Here is a 22,629-nt window from a genome sequence, read left to right as displayed (position 1 = left end):
TGATTCAGGGCCTTTTTAATGCCTGGCCTATTTGTAGAGCAGGCGCTCGGCCAGTTCGTCCGCGACCCGTGCCGGGGAGCGTTTTTCGGCCTGGGCGTGGGCGAATATTTCCGTCAGGCGCGTGCCGATGTTGGACAGGTGCGCGGTGATGGTCGGCAGTTCGGCACCGCTGTGCTTGAGGGCGACGTAGATCAGGCCGCCGGAGTTGATCACATAGTCCGGGGCGTAGAGGATGCCGCGGCCTTCGAGTTGGTCGGCCACTTGCAGGTTGGTCAGTTGCGCACTGGCGGAACCGGCGACGGCGGCGCAGCGTAGCTGGCCGACGCTCTGGCGGTTGAACACGGCGCCCAGGCCGCAGGGTGCGAGGATGTCGCACGGAGTGCTGAGCAAGGCGTCGTTGGCGATGGGGTGCGCGCCGAGTTGCTCCATGGCCAGTTGCACCTTGCCGTGGTCGATGTCGCTGACCAGCAGTTCGGCGCCGGCGGCGTGCAGTTGTTCGGCCAGGGCGAAGCCCACGTTGCCCAGGCCCTGGATGGCCACGCGCAAGCCTTCGAGGTTGTCGCTGCCCAGGCGGGCCATGGCGGTGGTGCGGATACCGGCGAACACGCCCATGGCGGCATGGGGCGAGGGGTCGCCGGCGGCGGTGGTGCTGGTAACGAAGCGAGTGTGTTGGGCGATGCAGTCCATGTCGGCGACCGAGGTGCCGCTGTCGGTGGCGGTGATGTAGCGACCGTCGAGTTGCTCGATGCAACGACCGAAGGCTTCAAACAGCGCCGCACGGTTTTCCACATGGGCGGGGCGCAGGATCACCGCCGTCCCGCCCCCAACCGGCAACCCGGCCAGGGCGGCCTTGTAGCTCATGCCTTGGGCCAGGCGCGCGGCGTCCGCCACGGCGCTTTCATCGTCGGGGTAGGCAAGGTAGCGACAACCACCCAGGGCAGGGCCCAGGCGGCTGTTATGGATGGCTATGACCGCCTTCAACCCCGTCACCGGGTCGATGCTCAGGTGCAGCGATTCAAGACGGGTGCTGTGCATGAGAGCAAACATCGTCGAGCTCCCGAATCACTTCTTGTGTCGCCAAGTATAGGCTTGCGGCAGAAAACTGCCGAAGTGCGCTGGAATAAGCCGCTCGGTTTTGCAGGCCCTGCGACATAAGCACGTAGGATATCTCTCAAGACACTGGACGAAATTTCCCAGCAAGGCTAAAACGGGGGCATCCGCCGGAGAAAGCAATGAAGCCCCGCCAAGCCTTTTTCGCCTGCCTGGAACGTTCACCCCCCGCGCTGTTTGAAGCCGCGCTGTGGATGGCTGCCGAGCATGACCCGGCGGTGCAACCGGCGTTGGTCATGCAGGACCTGAAATTGCTCGAGCAACAGGTCAGCCAGGGCATGCCCCTGCAGCCAGCGGACGAACTGGGCCAGCCCTTGCTGCGACGCATGAATGACCTCGGCTTCGCCCAGGATGACTTCACCCCGCTGCGCCCCGCCGCCGCCCTGTTGGACAAGGTGTTGCAACGCAAACGCGGGCAGCCCCTGGCTATGGGGTTGATTGCCATGGAGCTGGCGCGACGTCTGGGCATTCCCATGGTCGGCGTCAACTTCCCCGGCCACTTCCTGCTGCGGGTGCCCGGTGCCGATCACCTGCTGGACCCCTGCGGCGGGCGACGCCTGTACCCCAACGACTGCCGCGAACTGCTGCAACGCCAATACGGCCCCAACCTCAAGTTACACGCCGACCATCTGCACACCGCCGAACCCCGTTCGATCCTGCAACGGTTGTCCCGCAACCTGCGCCAGTTGCACCTGGCCAATGACAACCCCCTGGCCGCGCTGATCGACGCCGAACGCGTGCTGGAACTGGGCAATGCCAGCGCTGCCGATTACCTCGCACGGGCCAGCCTGTATCAACGCCTGGATTGCCCCAACGCCGAGCGCTTCGACCTGGAACACGCGTTGATGCTCAGCGAAGACCCAATCCAACGCCTGCGCCTGACTGAACGGCTGGGACACTTGCCGCCCAACTCCGTGGTGCATTGAACCCACTGCTCTCAAGCGCCTATTTCCCTGTGGCAAGCGGCCTTCTGTGGTGAGCGGGCTTGCCCCGCGCTGGAGTGCGAAGCGCTCCCACGATTTTTGGGGCCGCTACGCAGCCCAGCGCGGGGCAAGCCCGCTCACCACAGTGATTCTGCTCAATGTAGATGCAACATCTTCAGTGATTGGCCGGCACCTTGAGGATATCGTCGTGCAAAGGGCTCTTCGGCGCGTCAGTCGCGGGCGAGCGCACTTGAATGATCAACAACGCCGCGATCACCGCCGGAATCGCGCAGAAGAAGAAAATCTGCTGCACCGGAATATGCATCGCCAGCAGCATGCTGCCCAGCAACGGGCCCAGGATCGAGCCGAAGCGCCCCACACCCAATGCCCAACCCGTACCGGTGGCGCGTACATGCGCCGGATAAAAATTGCTGGCGAAAGCATTAAGGGTCAGTTGCCCGCCGATGATGCAAAACCCGGCGGCAAACACACAGGCCACCAGATAACGCGGATTGTCGTGGTTCAGCCCCAGCAGCACGGTACACACTGCAGCCGCGGCCAGCACGCCGGACAACAGCCGCACCTTGTGCTTCAATCGATCGGCGAACCAGGCCATGCCGATGGCACCCAAGGTGCCGGCGAACAGGAACATCGAGGTCACCAGGTTGGCTTCACTCAATGCCAGGCCACTTTCCAGCAGCAGCGACGGCAACCAGCTGATCATGAAATACAGCAGGATCAGGCTGACAAAAAAGGTCGCCCAGATCAGCACGGTCGGGCGTGCATAGCCATGGCGAAACAGCTCCACCACCGTCAATGGGCTGCCCTGCTCGCGGCGGTTTTCGTCCTCGCTAGCCAGCGGCGCACGCCACCCAGGCAACATGCGCGCGGTGACCTTATGCAAGCGTGCATACGGCGGCGCATCGCGCAGCAGGCGCGGCAGGGATTCCGGCAGCAGCCACACCAGGAAAGGGAACAGCAGCAACGGCGTCACGCCGCCGGCAAGAAACACCGCCTGCCAGCCAAAGCCGTCGATAAATCCTGCGGCCACAAACCCACCGGCTGCACCGCCGAACGAGAAGCCGCACGCCGCCAACGTCACCATCAAGGTGCGCAAACGTGGCGGGGAATAGTCCGACATCAACGCCATGGCACTGGGCATCGCCCCGCCCATGCCGATACCGCAGATAAAGCGCGCCGCCATCAGCGTTGGCAGCGAGCTGGCGAAGACCATCAAGACCGTGAGGCTGGCGTAGATCAGCACGCAGCCCAGCAGGATGCGGCGAACGCCAAAGCGGTCAGCCAGGGGTGTCACCAGCAACGAGCCCAAGGTCAGCCCCAGCAGGTTGGCACTGAACACCGGTCCGAACGCGGCCTTTTCCAGCCCCCAATCCGACGCCAGCGCCGGTACCACATAACCCAGCACCTGGGCATCGTAGCCATCGGTTACCAGCAACAAGGCCAGCAACAGGAGAATCAACCACTGGTAGCCCGACACCGGACGGGCATCGAGTGCCGCGCGAAAGCTGGCAATCTGATTGTGCATCGCAAGGTACCTGTTTTTATTATTGTGCTCACGCTCTGCGCGGGCACGATCACTCAGGAGTGTCGGGTTGATTGGCAGGATGGGCCTGGATAAATGCCGGATGCTGCGCCGCCAACGCCGCCACCCTGCCGATGCGCGGATACGCCCCCAGCGGCACCTTGAAGCGCTCCGCCGCATACAGCTGGGGAATCAGGAAGGCATCGGCCATCCCCGGCTGCTCGCCGAAGCAATAGCCCTTATCGCCAATCAACTGTTCCACCGCCCCCAGCCCCTGGCTGATCCAATGCCCGATCCACTCCAGCACCTGCGCCTCGTCATGTCCCCACTGACGCAACAGGTTCTGGGTGCTGGAGTTGTGCAGCGGGTGAATATCGCAGCCGATGATCGACGCCACCGCGCGCTCATGGGCACGGGTGGCCATGTCCTTGGAAAGCAGCGGCACCTGTGGATAACGTTCGTCCAGGTATTCAATGATCGCCGCGGACTGAATCAGCAGCTCGCCGTCATCGGTGCGCAAGGCCGGCACACGACCTTGGGGGTTGATGGCCAGGTACTCCGGCTGGCGATTGGCGCCACCCGCTGGCACCAGCAGGTTGACGGGTACCGCATTGAAATCCAGGCCCTTGAGCGCAAGGGCGATGCGCACCCGGTACGACGCCGTAGAGCGGTAGTAGGTATAGAGTTCCATCGCCCTGCCCTCCTAGCGCGCCGCGACCACGGTGCCACGGCATTCGCCGAAGCCGATGGAGGCGAAGCCTTCACGACTGCAACGGGCGCGCAGGATGATTTCGTCGCCGTCCTCGAGGAACCTGCGCGCTTCGCCGGAAGGCAGTTCGATGACCTTCTTGCCGCCTTCGGTCATCTCCAGCAGGCTGCCGAACTGCCCGGCTTCAGGGCCGGACAAGGTGCCCGAACCAAACAGGTCGCCGGCCTGCAATTGGCAGCCGTTGACGCTGTGGTGCGCCACCAATTGCGCGACGGTCCAGTACATATGCAGGCTGTTGCTCAGGGCCAGGCGATGGGCCGGCAGGTTCTGTTCGCGCATGGCGGCGGTGGTCAACAGCACCTCAAGCTCGATATCCAAGGCGCCAGCGGCCTGGTCACGCTTATCCAACAGGTATGGCAGCGGCTGCGGATCGCCTTCGGGCCGCGCCGGCTGGGCTTTGCGAAACGGTTCCAGGGCTTCGGCCGTGACCACCCACGGTGAAATGCTGGTGATGAAGCTCTTCGACAGGAACGGGCCCAGCGGCTGATATTCCCAGGCCTGGATGTCCCGCGCCGACCAGTCATTGAGCAGGCAGAAACCGGCGATATGCTCGGCTGCATCGCCGATGGCAATCGAGTCGCCGATGGCGTTGCCCTGGCCAATCCAGATACCCAACTCCAGCTCATAGTCCAGGCGTGCGCAGGGGCCGAAGGTTGGTTCGGTCTGGCCAGCCGGCAAGGTCTGGCCTTTGGGACGACGGACGTCGGCACCCGAGGGGCGAATGGTCGAGGCGCGGCCGTGATAACCGATCGGCACGTACTTGTAGTTCGACAGCAGCGGGTTATCCGGGCGGAACAGTTTACCGACGTTCTGCGCGTGCTCGATGCCGACGTAGAAGTCGGTGTAGTCGTTGATCTTCGCCGGCACGTGCATCTGGCAATCGGCGGCGCGGTGCAGCACCTGCGCTTCACGGCTCTGCAGTTTGCTGCCCTCCGCCAACAGTTCCAGCAGGCGCTCGCGCAAGGCCACACGCGGACCACGGCCCAATTCGAAGAAGGCGTTCAACTGGCCGCCGGCAGTGGCTTCAACGGCACGGCGGGCTTCGCCTTCAAACTCATCCAAAGCGGCATGCAGATCGAGGATGGAATCGCCAATCGCCACGCCACTGCGCGGGGCAGAGCCGTTAATGCTGAACACCCCCAGCGGCAGGTTTTGCAGGGGGAAATCGCGGTGACCATTGGCGGAGGCTACCCAACTGCGGGTAGGGGTTGGCTGCGTCATGGGTTATCTCCGGTTCGGGTTGAAGGTGACGGGCAACGAGGCCCAGCACGCGTCATAGGAAGGTTGCAGTTGCGGGCACTCCAGGGCGAACTGAGTGGGACGCAGCACTTGGCTGGTCTCGAACATGAAGGCCATGGTGCTATCGATCTTGTGCGGCGCCAGGTCCACGTTGATGGCCTTGGTGCAGGTCTCGCCGTCCGGGCCGTGGGCGCTCATGCAGCTGTGCAGCGACGCGCCGCCGGGCAGGAAGCCTTCGGCCTTGGCATCGTAGGCGCCCTGGATCAGGCCCATGTATTCGTTCATCAGGTTGCGGTGGAACCACGGCGGACGGAAGGTGTTCTCGGCCACCATCCAGCGCGGCGGGAAGATCACGAAGTCGAGGTTGGCCAGGCCGTGCACGCTGGTGGGCGAGGTCAATACGGTGAAGATCGACGGATCGGGATGATCGAAACTCACGGTGCCAAGGGTGTTGAAGCGGCGCAGGTCGTATTTGTACGGCACGTTGTTGCCGTGCCAGGCCACCACGTTCAGTGGTGAATGGTCCAGCTCGCACGCCCACAGTTCACCGAGGAATTTCTGCACCAGCGTGGTCGGTTGCCTGAGGTCTTCGTAGTGGGCCACCGGGGTGAGGAAGTCACGCGGATTGGCCAGGCCGTTGCTGCCGATAGGCCCCAGGTCCGGCAGGCGCAGGGGCGCGCCATGGTTTTCGGCGACGTAACCGCGCGCCTGTGCATCCAGCAGCTCGACGCGAAATTTGAGGCCACGGGGCAACACGATAATGTCCAGCGGCTCGACGTCCAGCACCCCCAGTTCGGTGGCGATACGCAGGCGGCCCTGCTCGGGCACGATCAACAGTTCGCCGTCGGCATTGAAGAACACACGGTCCATCGAGCGGTTGGCGCGGTAGGTGTAGATGCTGATACCTGAGGGTTTTTCCGACCCCGAGTTGGCCACCATGCCGACCAGGCCGTCGATAAAGTCTGTCGGCTCACTGGGAATATCCAACGGGTTCCAGCGCAGGCGATTGGGCGTCACCGCGCCCAACGGGCCGCCGGCCAACTGCCGCTCCAGCTTGATAAACGCGGGGTGATTGGCCGATGGCTGGATGCGGTACAGCCAGGTGCGGCGGGCTTCGCTGCGCACCATGGTGAAGGCGGTGCCGGAAAACAGCTCGGTATACAGCCCGTAGGGGGCTTTTTGCGGGGAGTTCTGCCCGACCGGCAAGGCGCCGGGCAGGGCTTCGCTGGCGAATTCATTGCCGAAGCCCGACAGGTATTCGAGGTTCATGGATCATCCTCAAGGCGGAAGTTGTTTTTATCGTAATCCAGTTACGCATAACGTAATTTGATCACTATCGACCGTCAAGCTATAAAGACGCCCATTCATCTCTCGGATTCTCGCCCCTCCATGGAAAAGCCCCGCGACACCGGTAAACAGAAAGTCCGCTCGGCCGAAGTGGGCACCGACATCCTCAAGGCCCTTGCCGAACTGTCGCCCTCCACGTCGTTGTCGCGGCTGGCCGACCACGTGCAGATGCCGGCGAGCAAGGTGCACCGTTATTTACAGGCGCTGATCGCCTCGGGCTTTGCCGAACAGAACGCCGCCACCAACCATTACGGCCTGGGACGCGAGGCGTTGCGCGTGGGCCTGGCCGCGCTGGGCAGCATGGACGTGCTGAAAGTCGGCGCGATGCCCCTGGCGGAGCTGCGCGACGAGTTGAATGAAACCTGCTTCCTGGCGGTATGGGGCAACCAGGGCGCGACGGTGGTGCAGATCGAACCGGCCGTGCGCGCCGTGACGGTGGTGACGCAATTGGGGTCGGTGCTGCCGCTGCTCAGTTCATCCACCGGGCTGGTGTTCAGTGCCTTCCTGCCATCGCGGGAAACCGTCGAGTTGCGTGAGCGTGAAATCCAGGCCGGCACCGCCCATGCCCTCGCCGACGACCAGGCCTACGCCACGGCCTGTGAACAGATCCGCCGGCGCGGCCTGCACTTTGTACATGGCCTGCTGATGCCGGGGGTGGATGCGTTGTCGGCACCGGTATTCAACGCGGTCGGGCACGTGGCGGCGGTGATGACCGTGGTGGGCCCCACCTCGCTGTTCCATGCCGACGAAGATGGCCCGGCGGCGGAGCGCTTGCTGGCGGCGACCCAGGCCGTGAGTTGGCGGATGGGTTACCAGCCCTGAACTAGTCGTGCCACTGGGCCAGGGCCAGCGCCAGGCGGTTCTCCAGGGCGCGGATGGGGGCGGCGTCGCTGACGTAGTTATTGCTGATCATCGAAAACACCAGGCGCCTTCCCTCAGCGTCGGTGATGTAGCCGCTCAGCGATGACACGCCGGCCATGGAGCCGGTCTTGGCGTGCAGGTTGTTTTCGGCAGCCGTCCCGCGCAGGCGATAACGCAGGCTGCCGCCGGTCATACGGTCGGCATTGCCGGCAATCGGCAAGGCGCTGTACCAGGCGTCGAACCAGGGTTGTTTTGAAGCGGCCAGCAGCAGATCCGTGAGATTTTGCGCCGACACCAGATTGCGTCGCGACAAACCTGAACCATCTACCTGGTTGAGCGTCGCCGGGTCCAGGCCCTGGCGCTGCATGAACGCCGCCACCGCCGCCACGCCCGCTGCCGCAGTGCCCGCATTGGCCGTTTTGCGGCCCATGGCCTTGAGCAGGGCTTCGGACATGTTGTTGTTCGAAAGCTTGAGCAGCGGCGTGATCAAGTCCTGCAACGGCGCCGATTGATGCTCGGCCAACACCGTCGCCGTCGCAGGGCTGGCCCCCCCGATCACGCGCCGCCCGAGCACCTGGATACCCTGCTGCACCAGCGCCTGCTCAAACAGATTGGCCACCAATTGCGTCGGTTCCCACACACTCACCCACTGCCGGCTTTGCTTGCCCGGCGCCAGCGCGCCGCTGAGTTGCAGCAGGTTGGTGCCGTGCTGGCGGGTAATCGCGTAGCTGTTGCCGGGGCCGCTGATGGCGCGGTTACTCAGTTGCACGTAGTCGGTTGACGGGCTCACCACCACGTTCACTGGCTGGCCGAGGGCGACGGGAGCCTTTGCCGTGACGAGTAAGGTGCCTGCATCAAAATCCGTGTTGGGCGACACCGTCAGCGCCGAAATCTGTGCGCCGTAGTAAGTGCTCTCGTCGTCCTGGGCCCAGTCCACGCCCAAACGCTCGGCGTCGAACCACGTGTCGTCGAACACCAGGTCGCCTTGCACCTGGCGCACGCCCTGGCTCGCCAGTTGGGCGGCCAGTGCCTGGTAGTCGGCGAACTGCGTGGTTGGGTCGCCCAGGCCACGCAGGTACAGGTTACCGGCCAGGCGCTCACCTTGCTGAGTGCCGTTGCTCAACAGCTGGGTGGAAAAACGGTAGTGCGGCCCCAGCACATCCATCGCCGCAGCGGTGGTCAGCAACTTGAGGTTGGAGGCTGGGATCAGGCGCGTGCGCGGGTTGTGCTGATAGAGGGTGCTGCCACTGCGGGCGTCGCGCACCATGACGGAAACCGTGGCGCCGTTGAGGACTGGATCGGCCAACAGCTGATCCAGGGTTGAAGGCGTGGATGGCTGCGAAACACTCGCGCAGCCGCCCAGTAAAACGCTCAGGCACAACAGGTGTAGCCATCGTCCAAAGTGCATCAGTAACGTGTTCCGCAAAGCCATTGGTGGCCGCAACGCTAACAGCTCCGTACCTTTGTGGCGAGCGGGCTTGCCCCGCGTTGGGTGGCGAAGCCGCCCTTACTGATGCCGTCGCGTTCTTTCAGGAGCACCATGGAGTCTGTTTTGGGGCTGCTTCGCAGCCCAACGCGGGGCAAGCCCGCTCACCACAGGAAGCCCACTCACCAGAGGAAGCCCGCGCACCACAGGAGGCCCGCTCACCAGAGGAAGCCTGCCCACCACAAGGAGCACACTTGCCATAGGGAGCCCGCCAGGTTTTAGAACTCCAGGGTGCTGGACACCGATACCTGCCGCGCATCGCCCATGGACACAAACAGTCGGCTGGCCGCAGAGGTGTAGTAAACGCGGTCGAACAGGTTCTTCACGTTGACCTGGAACTTGACCTTCTGCCCGTCGATTTTGGTGTCGTAGGTGGCGAAGGCATCCGCCACGGTGTAGCCCGGCAGGGTGAAGTCGTTGGCGGCGTCGCCTGCGCGCTCGCCGACATACCGCGCACCGGTGCCCACACGCAACTGATCGCCGCCGAAAATGTTGCCGAAGTCGTAGGCCACCGACAGCGAGCCGGTGTGCTTGGCCACGTTTTGCAGGCGGTTGCCTTCCAGTGTCGGGTCGTTGTCCTTGATGTCTTCGGCGTCGGTATAGGCGTAGCTGCCGATCAGGCTCCACTGGTCGGTCAACTGGCCGCTGGCGTCCAGTTCCAGGCCACGGGAGCGTACCTGCCCCGCGATGCTGTAGATGGTGTTGGCACCGGAGCCCACCGACACCAGCACATTGCGTTTGTCGATAGTGAACAACGCTGCGCTGGCGGTGATGCGCCCGGGGATGTCGAGCTTGGCGCCCAGCTCCCACGACTTGGATTCCTCCGGCGTGAGGTCGCCGGTCAACGTGCTGCCATCGGCCAAGGCGGCGATGGTGGAGTTGGGCTTGAACGACTCGGTGTAGCTGCCGTAGAACGACAACTCATCGGTGTAGCGGTACACCAGGCCGGCACGTGGCACCCAGGCCTGGCCATTGCCGTTGGTGTTGGCCTTGAACGGCACGCCTTTGCCGGCGTACTGGTCATACATCTGATAGCGCGCACCGGCCACGAAGATCCACTGGTCAGTCAGGTGAATCGCGTCCTGGAAGAACAGCGAGTCGCTGCGCAGCAGGTCGGTCTGGGCGCTGTCGGCGGCGCTGACGGTGGTGCCCGCAACTTCGTTGCCGTACACCGGGTTGTTGTAGTTGAACGTACCACGCGAGTTCTGGCGAATCAGGTCGGCGCGGTAGATCTTGCGGTACTCGTCGTCCAGGCCGAACACCAGGTCATGCTGCATGCCCAGCACATTGACCTTGCCTTCCAGGCTGGCTGTGGCGAAACGGTCAGTGGTGATCGCGCCCTTGGTCCCGTCCATCTTGCGGGTCAGTGTGCCGTTGGTGTTCACCGCGCTGACACGCACCTGGCTGGCGTCATAGGTTTCACGGTTCCAGCTGTAGCCGAAGTGGGCTTTCCAGTCGTCGTTCAAATCGTGGTCGGCTTCGAAGCGGTACAGGTCGGAACGGCCTTCCATGTTGTTGAACGGCTCATCCAGACGGCGAGTGGCCGGGATGTCCAGCGGGTGGTTGGATTTGTCGATGGCGGTGCCGCGGTCGAACGGCGAGAGGAATTCGCGGTGTTCGTAGGCGAACAACAACTTGGTGGTATCGCCGTACCAGGCCAGGGACGGCGCCACCAGCGACTCGCGGTGGGTGCCGAAATTGCGCCAGTAGTCTTCGTCCTCATGGTCGACGATCAGGCGATAGGCCAAGCCCGAATCGCCGATGGGGCCGGTGGTGTCGAGGTTGCCGCCGCTGCCGTTCTTGCCGTCGCCGAAGGTGGAGCCGCGCACGGTCAGGGACGTGGCCTGGGTCAGTTGCGGCTTTTTGCTGACGATGTTGACCACGCCGCCCGGGTCCTGGATGCCATACAGCAGCGACGACGGGCCCTTGAGCACTTCGACCCGTTCTGCGGTTGAATTCAACGCCCGGCCCTGCACCACCGGCATGCCATCGCGCATGATCGAGCCGTTACGGTTGTCGCCGAAGCCGCGCAGCATCACCGCGTCCTGGGTGCTGGCCAGGGTGTTGGCCTGGGTGATGCCGCTGATATTGGCCAGGGCGTCATCCAGGTTGCGCGGGGTCTGGTCGCGCAGCACTTGCGCGGGGACCACGTTGACGGTCTGCGGGGTTTCCAGCAGCAACGCGCGGGAACGCATCACCGAGCTGGTGGGCGGGGGCTGGTAGCTGGTGCTGTCCTCGGTTTGGCCGACACCGCTGATGGTGGTGGCGCCGAGGTTCAGCGCGCCATCGGTGGGCACCGGTTCCAGGGCCAGGGTGCGGGCGTCGATCTGGCGGAAGGTAAAGCCGGAGTTGCCCAGCAGACGTTGCAGGGCCTGGGTCGCACTCATTTGCCCGCTGACCGCCGGGGCACTGAGGCCATAGGGCGCTTCATCGGTGTAGATCACGCTGATCCCGGTAACCCGGCTGAAATCGCTCAAGGCCTGGGGCAACGGTTTGGCAGCCAGGGCAAAGGTGAACTGGGCGCTTTGCTGCTCCTGCGCCTGCGCCACGCCGAGGGGCAGCAATGCCAGACCCGACACCGCCAATACCGAGGCTCCCAGCCACTGTTTAACCCAACCGCCTGCCGTCGACTTCATGCTGTGAGAACCCGTGTAGAAAACGCTGTTAATGCGAATAGATCGCAGTTTCAAGCACTACACGGATGGGCTGACGGTTTACCTCACCTTTATTTGCAAATATTTTTATTTATTGCGCCTGAATGCAAAAACCCAAGCGTGGGAAATGCACATGCACGGTGCCGGCGCGCTCATCGGTACGGCGCAGGATCAGCTCTTCGCGCCCGGCAAACAGCAGCTCACCGGCCACGGGGTCGGTGCCGTAGTCAGTGGCCGAGATGGTCACCTGCTGGCCGGGTTTGAAGCCGTTCAAGTCCTCGAAAACCTCATCGGACAGCGCAGTGGGCGTAGCGTTACGCGCCACTTCCAGCGCTTGCTCGGCGCTGATCTCACTGGCAGTGCCATGGCCAAAGCTCAGCACCCGGTCCAGCCACGCCGCCACAGCGGGATACGCATCCACCAACGGTGCAGTCACCGACGAGCCCTTGAGGAACCACAGCGGATGGGCCAGGGCAAAGTCGGCAATCGACGGCTCACCGAACAGGAAGTCCCCCGTCGGGTGCTGCAATTGCTGATCGATACGATGGATGATCGCCGGCCATTGGTGCTTGGCCTGGTCCAGTTGCACGCGGGCGGCGGTGCCACCGCTGAACAATTTGCTGCGGTCGGCCACCAGCACCTGGAGCATCTGTGGCGGTACGTTGGCAAATTTGACGGCCAGGGATTCAGGCTGGAACACCAGCGCCACGGCATGGGAAAACACTACCGAGTCGGCCCAGGCGGCGAAGCCTTGGGTGACCAGCTCCAGTCCTTGGGGAAACAGCGCCGGGGCGGATTTTTCCTGCTCCAGGCGTCGGGCGATCAAGGCGGTGTCACAGTAGATGTCGGCACCGACTTGCAGCACCGGCGTCTTGCGATAGCCGCCGGTCAAGGCGGTGAGGTCAGGCTTGGGCATCACCGGCGAGATGCGCACGGAATGCCAGGACAAGCCCTTGAAGCCCAGCATCAGGCGGGCTTTTTCAGCAAAAGGGGACTGCGGGTAATGGTGGAGAATCAACTCAGACATGCCAGGCTCCGCTCGATAGGTGAGCGGCTAGCTTAGCCTGCAAAACCCCAGGCGGGGACGATGGGAACCCATCAGTCAAATCAATGAGCCACTTGCGGCCAGGCACTCTTTGGCGCTTTTCTTCAACTTCTTGATCAAGCGCTCCTGGCGCAACGCCTCGCCTTTGCTCGCGCATTGCTCCGTGTACACCAGCGCAACCGCCGGACTGGACAGGAAAAACCGTGCGCCCTTGCCGCTCTGATGAGAGGCAAAACGGCGCACCGGGTCATTGCTGATGCCGCAATACAACGCGCCATTGGCGGCGCGTACCAGGTACACAAACCAGGGTTTGGGTTCAGAAGGATCAGTCACGGGTCGATTCGGCAAACCAGAAGAGCGCCAAGCTTATCAACGACCGGCCTGGAATGCCCTGAGGCCTTTGAGCGCCTGGGCACGCACGGCGTTTTTCAGGGCTGGCGACCAGCCCAGCAACAGGCCCTTGAGGCCCAGGGCCTGGCGCGACCAGCGCCACAGGTCGAAGTGGTCGTGGTGTTCGCAGATCTTGCCATCGCGGAACACAAACCGCGCGCCGATATCGTTGACCACCGTGTTACCGGTGGCGCTGAACAGGTAGGTCGCGACCCAATGCGCGCTGCCGGTGGTTTCATCGCTGCGCACATGGTCGAACGTCAGGGAGAAATCCTTGGCCCGGGTGGTGAGCATGCGCCACATATCGCCGGCGTCACGCCCGCGCAACTCACCGAAGGCCGGGTCGCTGAACAGCACATCCTCGGTGTAGCAGGCCGCCATGGCCTCGGCATCCAGCCGCTGGAAAGCGCTGTAGAACTCGGTGATCAGGGCGTTGTGTGCATCGCTCATGGGCAGGTTCCAGACCAGGGGTTGTAAGCCGTCCACGATAGTCCGGGCGCCGGTAAAACTCTATCGCCATTTACACCGGGAATGCCCCACCCGGTGCTACGGCACCATGCCGCAGCTGCGTGCGTAGGCAAACAGGTCCACATCGGTGGAGATGCACAGCCGGCTCATGGCCGTGCTTTTCTGCTTGCTGATCGTGGAAATACTGCGATTGACCCGGGCCGCAATCTGGCTGACGGTCATGCCGCTGGCCAGCATCCTGACCACTTCGCGCTCCTTGCTGGATAACTGCGGCTGTTGCAGCTGATCGCCGGTGCCCGCCTCCACCAACTGCGCGCGCAGGCATTCACTGACAAATGTCTCGCCCTTGATCACGGTACCGATGGCGGTAGGCAGCTCCCGGGCCGAGGCGCTCTTGGCGACAATCGCCCGTGCCCCGTGGGCAAAGGACGCACGCAGCGTCGCCACATTGGCAAACATGGTGACCAGAATCACCGGCAATGTCGGGTACTGGCGCCGCAACAGCCCCAGCAGTCCGTAGCCGTCGGCCTGCTGGCCGCCGGGCATGGCGAAGTCAGTCACCAGCACGTCACACGCCACGCTGCCCAGCAACTTGAGCAATTCATCGGGACCGTCGGCCTCACCGACCACTGTGCATCTACCGCCCGCCTCAATCACCACCCGTTGCCCGATGCGCACAATGGGATGATCGTCGGCAATAATTACACGCAACATAAATACCCACGAATGATGGCAACTTGGAATTAGCGCAAAATACCTGTGTCCTCTTGTTTCAACAACCACTCTACGCAGCCGGCTCAGGATTGCGCCCAGCGTTTGATAGATGGCAACTTTACGCCTACAAAATAAAAAGAAATTACCTACATCCAAAACTTCCAACCAAAAGTAATAACTTCCTACAAACCTTTGAGTCCCGAAGACTCATAACCGGCTCAGATAAGCAATGTATACCCGCAAGTTGCGCTGGAAGGCTTGCAACCGCGGCGTATTCGCCACCACACCATCGGCCTGGACCCGCGCAATCAACTGTTCGCCGCAATGCTCCAGGTCGACTCCGCCGACGAAGGCCAGACTGCCCACCAAACGGTGCAATCGCTCCACCAGCAAGGGCGCATCGGCGCGGGCCTGCGCCAGGTCCAGCCAGGCATCGTCCTCCCGTGCTTCCTCAATCAGGCTGGCCACCGCCCGGTTCACCATCTCATCACTGCCGAAAATTTCGATCAGGCTGGCCCGCGTCGGCCATGCGATCGCGCCTGGACGACGAGCCGGCGCCTCCACCAACGGTGGCAAGGGCGAGGGTGCCAACTTCAGGACAGGTACTTGCTTGGAAAATACCCTTGTCACCATGGTCACCTCATTGCGCTTACAGTAATGGGTCAGCCCATGAGCTCATCAAAACCCAAGGCACTCACATGACTGTCTACAAGCGACCATGAATATCCTTCCGGATATAAAAGTGGCGATACAACAACTACGAAAAATCCAACTTTCCTACAAAATATGAATATAAATTCTCACGCGCTTACGCCTGAATTCTGGCCCCCTCGATTGTCGTAATAGTTGTATTTCCCCCGCAGCAACGCGCGGCTAAATTGCCGCCACTCCGCAAAGACGGAACGGGCTCGCGGCCTTCTGCGACCCCAGCCAAATACAACCCGCCGCCTTGCTCGCCGCCTTCCCGCAAAGGCCGGACGATGCTGCGCGCGCTTCTATCAGCCAGCCCTGTAGTGGAACGTATTGAAATGAGCAAGTCCCTGACCCTGTCGAGCATCGCCCTTTTACTCGCCAGTGCTGCACCCGCCTTTGCTGCCAGCAACGTTGACCTGACCGTCAAAGGCCTGATCACCCCGAATGCCTGCACCCCGACGGTCTCGGCCGGCGGTGTTGTCGACCACGGGAAGATAGCCTCCAAGGACCTGGTCCAGAACAACCCGACGACATTGCCCCGAGTGACGTTGCAGTTGAGCATTGATTGCGATGCAACCATTCCCTTCGCCATCAAGCCCATCGATAACCGCAGCGGCTCCTCAATCACCAGCACTAATTTCGGCCTGGGCTTCGTCAATGGCAACAAGAAATTGGGCAGGTTTTACCTGACACCAAAAAACATGGTCGCCGACGGCGTCGCAGTCCAACCCATTGCCTCCAGCGACGGCGGCCGCACCTGGTATGACGAGTGGGCCTGGGAACTGCAGACTCTGTGGGGCGCAGGCGCCATGGACGACGCCACCACGCTGCTGCCGATCAAGAACCTGGTGATGGGCCTGGAGGTCGGTACCCAGATCAACCGCGCAGACCAGTTTGATTTCAGTAACGAGACGCCCATCGACGGCTCCGCAACGCTGGAAGTGGTGTACCTGTAACTCAACCCCGTCCACACGGAAGGTTCTAACCATGCATTTTGCCCACGCGATCCCACTGACGGCGTTGTTACTCGCCGCCTCGCCACTGACACTGGCCGCCAGCACCACCGACCTCGCCGTCAAAGGCACCATCACCCCCAGCGCCTGTGCGCCGCTGATCGGCGGCGGTGGCACGATCGACTTCGGAAAAATGGCAGCCAAGGATCTGGAGACCGATCAGTACACCTCGCTGCCCCACCAAAGCCTGCAGTTGAGCGTGCGCTGTGAGGCGCCGACGTTCTTCACCCTGACCACCGTCGACAACCGCGCCGGCTCCTCGGCCAACCACGCCAACTGGCACGGCCTGGGCATGACGTCGGACGGGGAAAAACTCGGCGGCGCCGCCTTCCACCTGTATGCCCCGGTGGCGGACGGCGTTGCCGTACGCACCATTACCTCAGTCGATGGCGGCGTTACATGGGTACCCACCAGCATGCTCACCCACACCATGCTGACGGCAATCGCGGTAGGCAACCGACTGGTCCCCATTGCCGTGCAAGACTTCGATGCGCAAATCCGCCTGTACACCCACATCGCCCCCGCCAGCAGCCTGACCCTGACCGACGAAGTCCCCGTAGACGGGCACGCCACGGTCCAAGTCAACTACCTGTGACGCCCCCCAGACTCAATTGAAAGGAACTCGCCGCCCATGAAGCCCCTGTTTAACGCATTCGCCACCGGCCTGATACTGCTCGGTTCTACCACCGCTTACGCCGCGTCCACCGTCGACCTGACCGTCAAGGGCCTGATCGTACCGAGCGCCTGCACCCCCGTGCTGTCCAGCGGTGGCGTGATCGATCACGGCAAGATTTCCGCCAAGGACCTGAACACAAACAGCAATACGGTTATTGGGAACCACACCTTGACCATGGTCGTCAGCTGCGACAGCGCGATCACCTTTGCGCTGCACTCGGTCGACAACCGGGCCGGGTCGTCCATCGCCTACTACGGCCTGGGCCTGATCAACGGCAACCAGAAGCTCGGCTCGTTTGATTTGATGCTCACCAACCCGATCGCCGACGGTGTTGCAGTGCAGCCGATTGCGTCACTCAACGGCCAGGACAACTGGTACAGCGAAAAATTCTGGGACCCGGGCCTGTACATGTCGGTGGCCAGCATGGCGGACGACAGTCAACCGGTGCCGGTCAAGGACTTGTCCCTGGAGTTGGTGGTTCAAACCGTCATCGCCCGCACCGACAGCCTGGACCTGAGCAACGAGGTCACCCTCGACGGCTCGGCCACCCTGGAAGTGAAGTACCTGTAACGCCCTGGGCGCCCATGCCTGGCAATCCATCACGGGCATGGGCGCTGTTTCTGTACCGCCCGTATTCAACTCGACCCGTGGCGCTCCCCATGAACACGCTCACTCAACGCCTGGCTGTATTGCTCTTGCTGACGACGACTCCTGCGGTGTTCGCCGCCGCCTTCGTCGACCTCACGGTGACCGGGCGGCTTACGCCGGATGCCTGTCACGTCACGCTGTCAGACCAAGGCACGGTCGACCACGGAAAAATCCCCTCGCACACCTTGAACGCCAACGAATTCACGGTGTTGCCCAGCCAGTTGCTGCAACTGAATGTGCAATGCAGCAGGCCGATGCTGTTTGCCCTGGTGGGGCTCGACAACCGCGCCGAGTCGTCACTGGCCCCCGGTTTTTTCTATGGCCTGGGCAGGAACATTCATGTGCCGGCCGAGCGCCTGGGATCCGTGGCCTTGTCCTACCGCAACCCCATCGGCGATGCGCAGTCCATGCAGGTGCTGGCCTCCAGTGACAACGGTGAAACCTGGTCGCCGGAACCGAATGCCTATCCCAAATCCTATGTGGGCTTCGCCCCACCCGGTGATCGCCAGCCCGACTTCATCGGCCAGTTGAGCGCCCAACTGCGCATCGACACCTCCATCAACTTCAGCCAGTACCTGACCCTGAACCAGGAGGTGCCGCTGGACGGTTCCATCGTGCTGGACCTGCGCTATCTCTGACCTTTTCATGCTGCCCCAATGGAAAACCCCGTCATGACGACGACATTGCTCAAAACCTCAACCTGCCTCATTGCCCTGACGCTGCTGTTTGGCACGGGAGCGCAGGCCGACGGCATGATCCCGGACACCTCCGTGGTCATCGTCTACGAAGCCGAAGGTGAAGCGGCCGTTTCGGTCACCAACACCGACAGCCAACTGGCCCTGCTCCACGTCACCCTGGAAGACATTCCCGAAGACCGCGAGCCGTTGCTCGTCGTCACCCCGCCCCTGTCGCGGGTGGAGGCGTCCAAATCGCAACTGGTGCGGTTCATCCTGCAACGCCAACAACCGCTGCTGACCCAGCGGCTCAAGCGCGCGATCTTCGAAGGCATGCCCCAGGGCCGCCCGGCCACCGAAGCCGGGCATGCCCGGGTGGGCGTGACCGTGCGCCAGAACCTGCCGGTGATCATTCATCCCAAGGGCCTGGCCCTCAATCGCACGCCCTGGACCCGCCTGACCTGGTCGCAGCACGGCAACACGCTGCAGGTGCGCAACGACAGTCCGTACGTGGTACGTCTGGCCCAGGAGTTGCGCCTGCTGCCTGGCAACGGCAAGGCCATGTTGCCGCGCACCTACGTGTTGCCGGGGGAAACCCTGAGCGTACCGGCCACCGGTGGCACCGCCAGTAAAGTCCGGCTGCAGCCGGCCACGGTGTATGGCTTTGCCGTCGCCGCCTACGAAGCCCCCCTCACCTGACCAACACGACAGGCGCCCGGCGCCTGCATAACGAAGTGACGGCTCGAAGACCGTCACCGGGCGCACAGACGCCATTATTCGAGTGCCTTTCGTGAAAACAGTATTGAACTACCGTGACGGCGATGCCCTGCCCGACATTCCTAACCGCAGCGCCCTCCCCGCGCTGCTGCTGGCGTGCAGCCTGTTGCCCGCCGAAGCCTGGGGCGCAGAACGCACAGGCTTCGATGCGACCACCCTGCACCAACGCGGCATCGACCCGCAGCTGGCCAGCCTGCTGCTGGACGCACCGCGCTTTGCCGCCGGCCGGCACGCGGTGAGCCTGCGGGTCAACGGCCTGCCCCGGGGGCGGCTGGAGGTCGGTTTCGATCAACAGGGCCAACTGTGCTTCGATCAGGCACTGCTGGACGCCGCCAACCTGATCCAGCCCGGCGACAGCGGTCCCTGCCACGACCTGCTCGCGCTGTACCCCCAAAGCCTGGTGGAGCCCGACCCGGCCAACCTCACCCTGTCGCTGGTGGTGCCCACCGAAGCCCTGCGGCCACTGCAACAGGACATCTCCGGTTATCAGACCGGGGGGGTTGCCGCCCTGCTCAATTACGACCTCACGGGTTTCTATAACCGCTTCGAGGACGACGACAGTCGTTTCGGCTCCGCCAACACCGAGGTGGGCTTCAACGCGGGCGACTGGATCGTGCGCAGCCGCCAGGTGCAGACCTGGCAGGATGGCCTGTCGCGCAGCACTCATCTTGAGGCGTATGCCCAACGCACCTTTGCCAGCCATCAGGCGGTCCTGCAAGCCGGGCAGATCAATCTCTACAACCCGGTATTGTCCGGTGCACAGATCACCGGGGTGCAGGTACTGACCGAACAGGCCCTTCAAGAACAAGGCCAGGGCGCGACCATCGAGGGTATCGCCAACAGCCCGGCCCAGGTCGAAGTGCGGCAGAACGGAGCGTTGATTCACTCCACCGTGGTGCCGGCCGGGCCGTTTTCCCTGACCGACGTGCGACGCCTGAACTCACGCTCGGACGTCGAAGTCACGGTCAAGGAAAGCAGCGGTGGCGAGCGCCGTTTCACCGTTCCCGCCGCCATGCTCGGCCTGGGACTGGCTGCGCCGGGGTACTCGGTGGCGGCGGGCCGCGTGCGCAATATCGGCGATGCCCAGGGTGATGATCCGTGGGTGGTCAGCGCGGGCTGGACCGGCGCCGTGCACCCGCAACTGTCCCTGGGCAGCGGTGTGCTGGCGGCCAGTGAATACCGTGCGGTGGGGCTGAGCCTGGGTTGGCTGCCATGGCTGGACAGTCAGGTGCAACTGGGCACCCAGGTCGCCGATACCCAGGCACGGGACAAGGTGCGTGGCGTGCAGACCGACCTGTCATGGTCTCAGCGCCTGAATGATCAATGGTCGTTCAGTGTGGCCAACTCCTGGCGTACGCCAGGCTATCGGGAGCTGGAAGAATCCACCTACGAATCCGACTCCACCCAGCAGCGGCGCTCCCGCTATCGCGATCAGCAGAGTGCCGCCCTGGGCTGGTCGCACCCGTGGCTGGGAGCATTCAGTGCGGGCGTGTCGCGCTCCAGCAATTTTGATGGCGACAGCAGCAGCCGGGGCCTGGCGTCCTGGGGCACCAGCGTCGGGGGCGTGTCGTTGTCGGCCAGTGCCGAGTGGCAAATGGGCGGACGCCAGCAACAGGACAACGCGGTGTACCTGAATGTCAGCCTGCCCCTGGGCGAGAGTCGTCGCGTACGCGCCTGGGTGCGCAACTCGGGCGGCGAACATCGCACGGGCCTGGGGCTGAACGAACAGCTCGACGATCAATTGAGCTATCGCGTCAGCGCCGAACACGACACCCGCGACCAGCAGGTGGAAACCACACTCGGGCTATCGGCCCTGCCGCGCTACAGCCAGCTCGATGTCAGCTACAGCCGCTCCGATGCCGAGCGGTCGAGCTATCAAGGCAGCGCCCGGGGTGGCGTGGTAGTGCATGGCGACGGCGTCACCTTTTCGCCCTATCCGGTACGCGACACCTTCGCCGTGGTCTCGGTGGGCGATATGGGCGGCATCAAGCTGAGCACCCCCAGCGGTCCGGTATGGACCGACTGGCAAGGCCAGGCCGTGGTGCCCCAGGTGAACGCCTATGGCCGCAGCCCGGTGGAAGTGCAGACCCGCTCACTGCCGCGCAATGCCGATATCAACAACGGCCTGGCAATGATCTCGGCCGGGCGTGGTGCGGTGGATCGGGTCGAGTTCGGGGTGACGTTGACCCGCCGAGTGTTGCTCACCGCCCGCACCGAACAAGGCGCACTGCTGCCCCGTGGTGCAGCCGTGAGCACCGCCGGCGGCGAGTTCGTGACCCTGGTGCAGGACGGCGGCCAGGTGTTCCTGCCCAATGTGCTGGAGCAATCCGGATTGTGGGTCAGCGCGCCAGGCTTGACCCGCTGCCGGTTGCAGTTCGAGCTGCCGGCCAAGGGTGATCCCCAGGTGTATTTCGAAACCGCGCCTGCGCGCTGCCACCCCCTATGAGGAAGATCGCCATGCCCCTTTTCCGCGCGCCCTGGCTGACGGCTGCATTGATGAGCGTCAGCCTCGTCACAGACGTCTTGGCCAACGACGAGTGCCAGTTGAACATCAGCGAGTCGTTGCTCGATTTCGGCCTGATGAAACGCCTTGCGCAAAACGACAGTGCCCCACAGCGCCTGCTCGGTGAACGCCGCTTGAGCCTGAACCTCAACTGCCCACAACCGGCGGACATGAGTGTGTTCTACCGCGCCCTCGCAGCCAGTGCCCAACGCCTGCAACTGACCGAGCACGGCACCTACGCCCTGCAGGTCAGCGACGGCGTTCTGGATGGCCAGGCAGTAGAGTTGGGATTGCTGCCCGCAGCCGGCCAGGCACCGGCCGTCGTCGGCACGGCATTGAATTGGCGACCCGGCCATGGCGTAGCACCGGTGCAAGGCGCCAGCGTGGTGCAGGGCAAGCATTTCGCCTTGCACGTGAGCCTGAGCGCCTGGGCCGACATCGCCGCAACCCGGGTGCGCGAGGCGACCACCTGGGAAGTGTCCGGGACGTTCGACGCCCACCAGGGCAGCCGCTCGCGGGAACTCACCCTGCGCGCCCACTTCGCCCCTGCCGCCTGCACGCCGCAGTTGTCCAATGGCGGACTGGTGGACTACGGCACGCTGCTGGCCAAGGACCTGAATGCTACCAATGAAACACCACTGCCCACCCGCACCTTGCAGCTCTCGGTGAGTTGCGATGCCGCCACGCCCTTCGCCCTGAAGATGCATGACAACCGCAGCGGCTCGGCCACCGGCGGTATCGATGAAACCGCCTACGGCCTGGACCTGGACGCCAGCCAGAACAAGATCGGACGCTACTACCTGAACATCGACCCGGCCGAATTCAGCGCCGACGCCCTCGGCACCCTGTATCGGACCGATTCCACCAGTGGCGGCGCAGCCTGGAGCAGCTCCAGTGCCCGGCAGATCCCCATCGCCGCCAACAGCCTGATGGGGTTCACCGACAGCGTCGGCAACACCCGTGGGCCGGTGCCGATCCAGCAACTGGCCGGGACAGTGCGCATCAAGGCCTACCTGGCGCCGACCCAGTCATTGGACCTGCGCAACGTGGTGTACATCAACGGCTCGGGCACCCTTGAAATCATCTACCTCTGACC

Annotated in this window: 21 protein-coding genes; 9 read left to right on the top strand and 12 right to left on the bottom strand. The window is 63.4% G+C overall.

Annotation, left to right across the window (positions count from 1 at the left end):
- Positions 1 to 27: 27 nt before the first annotated feature.
- Positions 28 to 1,047: a Glu/Leu/Phe/Val dehydrogenase dimerization domain-containing protein gene (locus J3D60_RS26790; protein ID WP_027604689.1), complete on the bottom strand. Its 1,020-nt coding sequence runs from the start codon at positions 1,045 to 1,047 to the stop codon at positions 28 to 30.
- A 185-nt stretch (positions 1,048 to 1,232) separates the two neighbouring features.
- Between J3D60_RS26790 and J3D60_RS26785 the strand changes: the two genes are divergently transcribed.
- On the top strand, positions 1,233 to 2,036 hold the full coding sequence (locus J3D60_RS26785; protein WP_253493381.1) for a SirB1 family protein: 804 nt from the start codon (positions 1,233 to 1,235) through the stop codon (positions 2,034 to 2,036).
- A gap of 172 nt (positions 2,037 to 2,208) precedes the next feature.
- Here J3D60_RS26785 and J3D60_RS26780 read toward each other — a convergent pair whose 3' ends face one another.
- Genes J3D60_RS26780 through hmgA form a run of 4 tightly spaced genes read right to left on the bottom strand, consistent with a single transcriptional unit; the run spans position 2,209 to position 6,853 of the window.
- A complete protein-coding gene (locus J3D60_RS26780) occupies positions 2,209 to 3,579 on the bottom strand; it encodes an aromatic acid/H+ symport family MFS transporter (protein WP_253493380.1) in 1,371 nt (456 codons plus the stop codon).
- A 49-nt stretch (positions 3,580 to 3,628) separates the two neighbouring features.
- Positions 3,629 to 4,267: a maleylacetoacetate isomerase gene (gene maiA, locus J3D60_RS26775; RefSeq protein WP_253493378.1), complete on the bottom strand. Its 639-nt coding sequence runs from the start codon at positions 4,265 to 4,267 to the stop codon at positions 3,629 to 3,631.
- A gap of 12 nt (positions 4,268 to 4,279) precedes the next feature.
- Complete coding sequence (gene fahA / locus J3D60_RS26770) at positions 4,280 to 5,566, bottom strand: fumarylacetoacetase (RefSeq protein ID WP_253493377.1); 1,287 nt, start codon at positions 5,564 to 5,566, stop codon at positions 4,280 to 4,282.
- 3 nt (positions 5,567 to 5,569) lie between these two features.
- On the bottom strand, positions 5,570 to 6,853 hold the full coding sequence (gene hmgA, locus J3D60_RS26765) for a homogentisate 1,2-dioxygenase (RefSeq protein WP_253493376.1): 1,284 nt from the start codon (positions 6,851 to 6,853) through the stop codon (positions 5,570 to 5,572).
- Positions 6,854 to 6,973: 120 nt separating this feature from the next.
- Here hmgA and J3D60_RS26760 point away from each other — a divergent pair, with 120 nt between their 5' ends.
- Positions 6,974 to 7,753, top strand: coding sequence for an IclR family transcriptional regulator (locus tag J3D60_RS26760; protein ID WP_253493375.1), 780 nt, complete (start codon positions 6,974 to 6,976; stop codon positions 7,751 to 7,753).
- 1 nt (position 7,754) lies between these two features.
- On the opposite strand, the gene dacB is transcribed toward J3D60_RS26760, so the two are convergent.
- From dacB to J3D60_RS26725, 7 genes are all read right to left on the bottom strand, one after another.
- On the bottom strand, positions 7,755 to 9,200 hold the full coding sequence (gene dacB / locus J3D60_RS26755; protein ID WP_253493373.1) for a D-alanyl-D-alanine carboxypeptidase/D-alanyl-D-alanine-endopeptidase: 1,446 nt from the start codon (positions 9,198 to 9,200) through the stop codon (positions 7,755 to 7,757).
- 296 nt (positions 9,201 to 9,496) lie between these two features.
- On the bottom strand, positions 9,497 to 11,914 hold the full coding sequence (locus J3D60_RS26750) for a TonB-dependent receptor (protein ID WP_253493371.1): 2,418 nt from the start codon (positions 11,912 to 11,914) through the stop codon (positions 9,497 to 9,499).
- 109 nt (positions 11,915 to 12,023) lie between these two features.
- Positions 12,024 to 12,959 (bottom strand): glutathione S-transferase family protein, encoded by a 936-nt coding sequence (locus J3D60_RS26745; RefSeq protein ID WP_065938611.1) that lies wholly within the window; start codon positions 12,957 to 12,959, stop codon positions 12,024 to 12,026.
- A gap of 75 nt (positions 12,960 to 13,034) precedes the next feature.
- A complete protein-coding gene (locus tag J3D60_RS26740) occupies positions 13,035 to 13,310 on the bottom strand; it encodes a GIY-YIG nuclease family protein (protein ID WP_090409144.1) in 276 nt (91 codons plus the stop codon).
- A gap of 36 nt (positions 13,311 to 13,346) precedes the next feature.
- Entirely contained in the window at positions 13,347 to 13,817 is a 471-nt protein-coding gene (locus J3D60_RS26735; protein ID WP_065938610.1) for a nuclear transport factor 2 family protein, read from the bottom strand.
- A gap of 96 nt (positions 13,818 to 13,913) precedes the next feature.
- Complete coding sequence (locus J3D60_RS26730; RefSeq protein ID WP_065938609.1) at positions 13,914 to 14,549, bottom strand: response regulator transcription factor; 636 nt, start codon at positions 14,547 to 14,549, stop codon at positions 13,914 to 13,916.
- Between the two features lie 207 nt (positions 14,550 to 14,756).
- Positions 14,757 to 15,182: a hypothetical protein gene (locus tag J3D60_RS26725; protein ID WP_253493369.1), complete on the bottom strand. Its 426-nt coding sequence runs from the start codon at positions 15,180 to 15,182 to the stop codon at positions 14,757 to 14,759.
- Positions 15,183 to 15,577: 395 nt separating this feature from the next.
- Between J3D60_RS26725 and J3D60_RS26720 the strand changes: the two genes are divergently transcribed.
- The 7 genes from J3D60_RS26720 (at position 15,578) to J3D60_RS26690 (ending at position 22,627) form a co-directional block, all read left to right on the top strand.
- Complete coding sequence (locus tag J3D60_RS26720; RefSeq protein WP_253493366.1) at positions 15,578 to 16,198, top strand: DUF1120 domain-containing protein; 621 nt, start codon at positions 15,578 to 15,580, stop codon at positions 16,196 to 16,198.
- Between the two features lie 31 nt (positions 16,199 to 16,229).
- On the top strand, positions 16,230 to 16,850 hold the full coding sequence (locus tag J3D60_RS26715; protein ID WP_253493364.1) for a DUF1120 domain-containing protein: 621 nt from the start codon (positions 16,230 to 16,232) through the stop codon (positions 16,848 to 16,850).
- Positions 16,851 to 16,886: 36 nt separating this feature from the next.
- The gene (locus J3D60_RS26710) at positions 16,887 to 17,501 is read left to right on the top strand and encodes a DUF1120 domain-containing protein (RefSeq protein ID WP_065938605.1); all 615 of its coding nucleotides are present in this window, start codon (positions 16,887 to 16,889) and stop codon (positions 17,499 to 17,501) included.
- Between the two features lie 89 nt (positions 17,502 to 17,590).
- Positions 17,591 to 18,217, top strand: coding sequence for a DUF1120 domain-containing protein (locus J3D60_RS26705; RefSeq protein WP_065938604.1), 627 nt, complete (start codon positions 17,591 to 17,593; stop codon positions 18,215 to 18,217).
- A 33-nt stretch (positions 18,218 to 18,250) separates the two neighbouring features.
- Positions 18,251 to 18,952, top strand: a complete 702-nt coding sequence (locus J3D60_RS26700) for a fimbria/pilus chaperone family protein (RefSeq protein ID WP_065938603.1) — start codon at positions 18,251 to 18,253, stop codon at positions 18,950 to 18,952.
- A gap of 91 nt (positions 18,953 to 19,043) precedes the next feature.
- Entirely contained in the window at positions 19,044 to 21,476 is a 2,433-nt protein-coding gene (locus tag J3D60_RS26695) for a fimbria/pilus outer membrane usher protein (protein WP_253493361.1), read from the top strand.
- A gap of 50 nt (positions 21,477 to 21,526) precedes the next feature.
- A complete protein-coding gene (locus J3D60_RS26690; protein ID WP_253494043.1) occupies positions 21,527 to 22,627 on the top strand; it encodes a DUF1120 domain-containing protein in 1,101 nt (366 codons plus the stop codon).
- The last annotated feature ends 2 nt before the right edge of the window (positions 22,628 to 22,629 follow it).

Origin of the sequence: Pseudomonas sp. S3E17 (assembly GCF_024168685.1) — a bacterium.
In the GTDB taxonomy this organism is placed as follows: Bacteria; Pseudomonadota; Gammaproteobacteria; order Pseudomonadales; family Pseudomonadaceae; genus Aquipseudomonas; species Aquipseudomonas marginalis.
This window is presented reverse-complemented; position numbering and strand designations above follow the sequence as displayed.

Excerpts from the sequence above, each read along its gene's own strand:
- J3D60_RS26790 (WP_027604689.1), bottom strand. The coding sequence starts at position 1,047 with ATGTTTGCTCTCATGCACAGCACCCGTCTTGAATCGCTGCACCTGAGC.
- J3D60_RS26785 (WP_253493381.1), top strand. The coding sequence starts at position 1,233 with ATGAAGCCCCGCCAAGCCTTTTTCGCCTGCCTGGAACGTTCACCCCCC.
- J3D60_RS26780 (WP_253493380.1), bottom strand. The coding sequence starts at position 3,579 with ATGCACAATCAGATTGCCAGCTTTCGCGCGGCACTCGATGCCCGTCCG.
- maiA (WP_253493378.1), bottom strand. The coding sequence starts at position 4,267 with ATGGAACTCTATACCTACTACCGCTCTACGGCGTCGTACCGGGTGCGC.
- fahA (WP_253493377.1), bottom strand. The coding sequence starts at position 5,566 with ATGACGCAGCCAACCCCTACCCGCAGTTGGGTAGCCTCCGCCAATGGT.
- hmgA (WP_253493376.1), bottom strand. The coding sequence starts at position 6,853 with ATGAACCTCGAATACCTGTCGGGCTTCGGCAATGAATTCGCCAGCGAA.
- J3D60_RS26760 (WP_253493375.1), top strand. The coding sequence starts at position 6,974 with ATGGAAAAGCCCCGCGACACCGGTAAACAGAAAGTCCGCTCGGCCGAA.
- dacB (WP_253493373.1), bottom strand. The coding sequence starts at position 9,200 with ATGCACTTTGGACGATGGCTACACCTGTTGTGCCTGAGCGTTTTACTG.
- J3D60_RS26750 (WP_253493371.1), bottom strand. The coding sequence starts at position 11,914 with ATGAAGTCGACGGCAGGCGGTTGGGTTAAACAGTGGCTGGGAGCCTCG.
- J3D60_RS26745 (WP_065938611.1), bottom strand. The coding sequence starts at position 12,959 with ATGTCTGAGTTGATTCTCCACCATTACCCGCAGTCCCCTTTTGCTGAA.
- J3D60_RS26735 (WP_065938610.1), bottom strand. The coding sequence starts at position 13,817 with ATGAGCGATGCACACAACGCCCTGATCACCGAGTTCTACAGCGCTTTC.
- J3D60_RS26730 (WP_065938609.1), bottom strand. The coding sequence starts at position 14,549 with ATGTTGCGTGTAATTATTGCCGACGATCATCCCATTGTGCGCATCGGG.
- J3D60_RS26725 (WP_253493369.1), bottom strand. The coding sequence starts at position 15,182 with ATGGTGACAAGGGTATTTTCCAAGCAAGTACCTGTCCTGAAGTTGGCA.
- J3D60_RS26720 (WP_253493366.1), top strand. The coding sequence starts at position 15,578 with ATGAGCAAGTCCCTGACCCTGTCGAGCATCGCCCTTTTACTCGCCAGT.
- J3D60_RS26715 (WP_253493364.1), top strand. The coding sequence starts at position 16,230 with ATGCATTTTGCCCACGCGATCCCACTGACGGCGTTGTTACTCGCCGCC.
- J3D60_RS26710 (WP_065938605.1), top strand. The coding sequence starts at position 16,887 with ATGAAGCCCCTGTTTAACGCATTCGCCACCGGCCTGATACTGCTCGGT.
- J3D60_RS26705 (WP_065938604.1), top strand. The coding sequence starts at position 17,591 with ATGAACACGCTCACTCAACGCCTGGCTGTATTGCTCTTGCTGACGACG.
- J3D60_RS26700 (WP_065938603.1), top strand. The coding sequence starts at position 18,251 with ATGACGACGACATTGCTCAAAACCTCAACCTGCCTCATTGCCCTGACG.
- J3D60_RS26690 (WP_253494043.1), top strand. The coding sequence starts at position 21,527 with ATGAGCGTCAGCCTCGTCACAGACGTCTTGGCCAACGACGAGTGCCAG.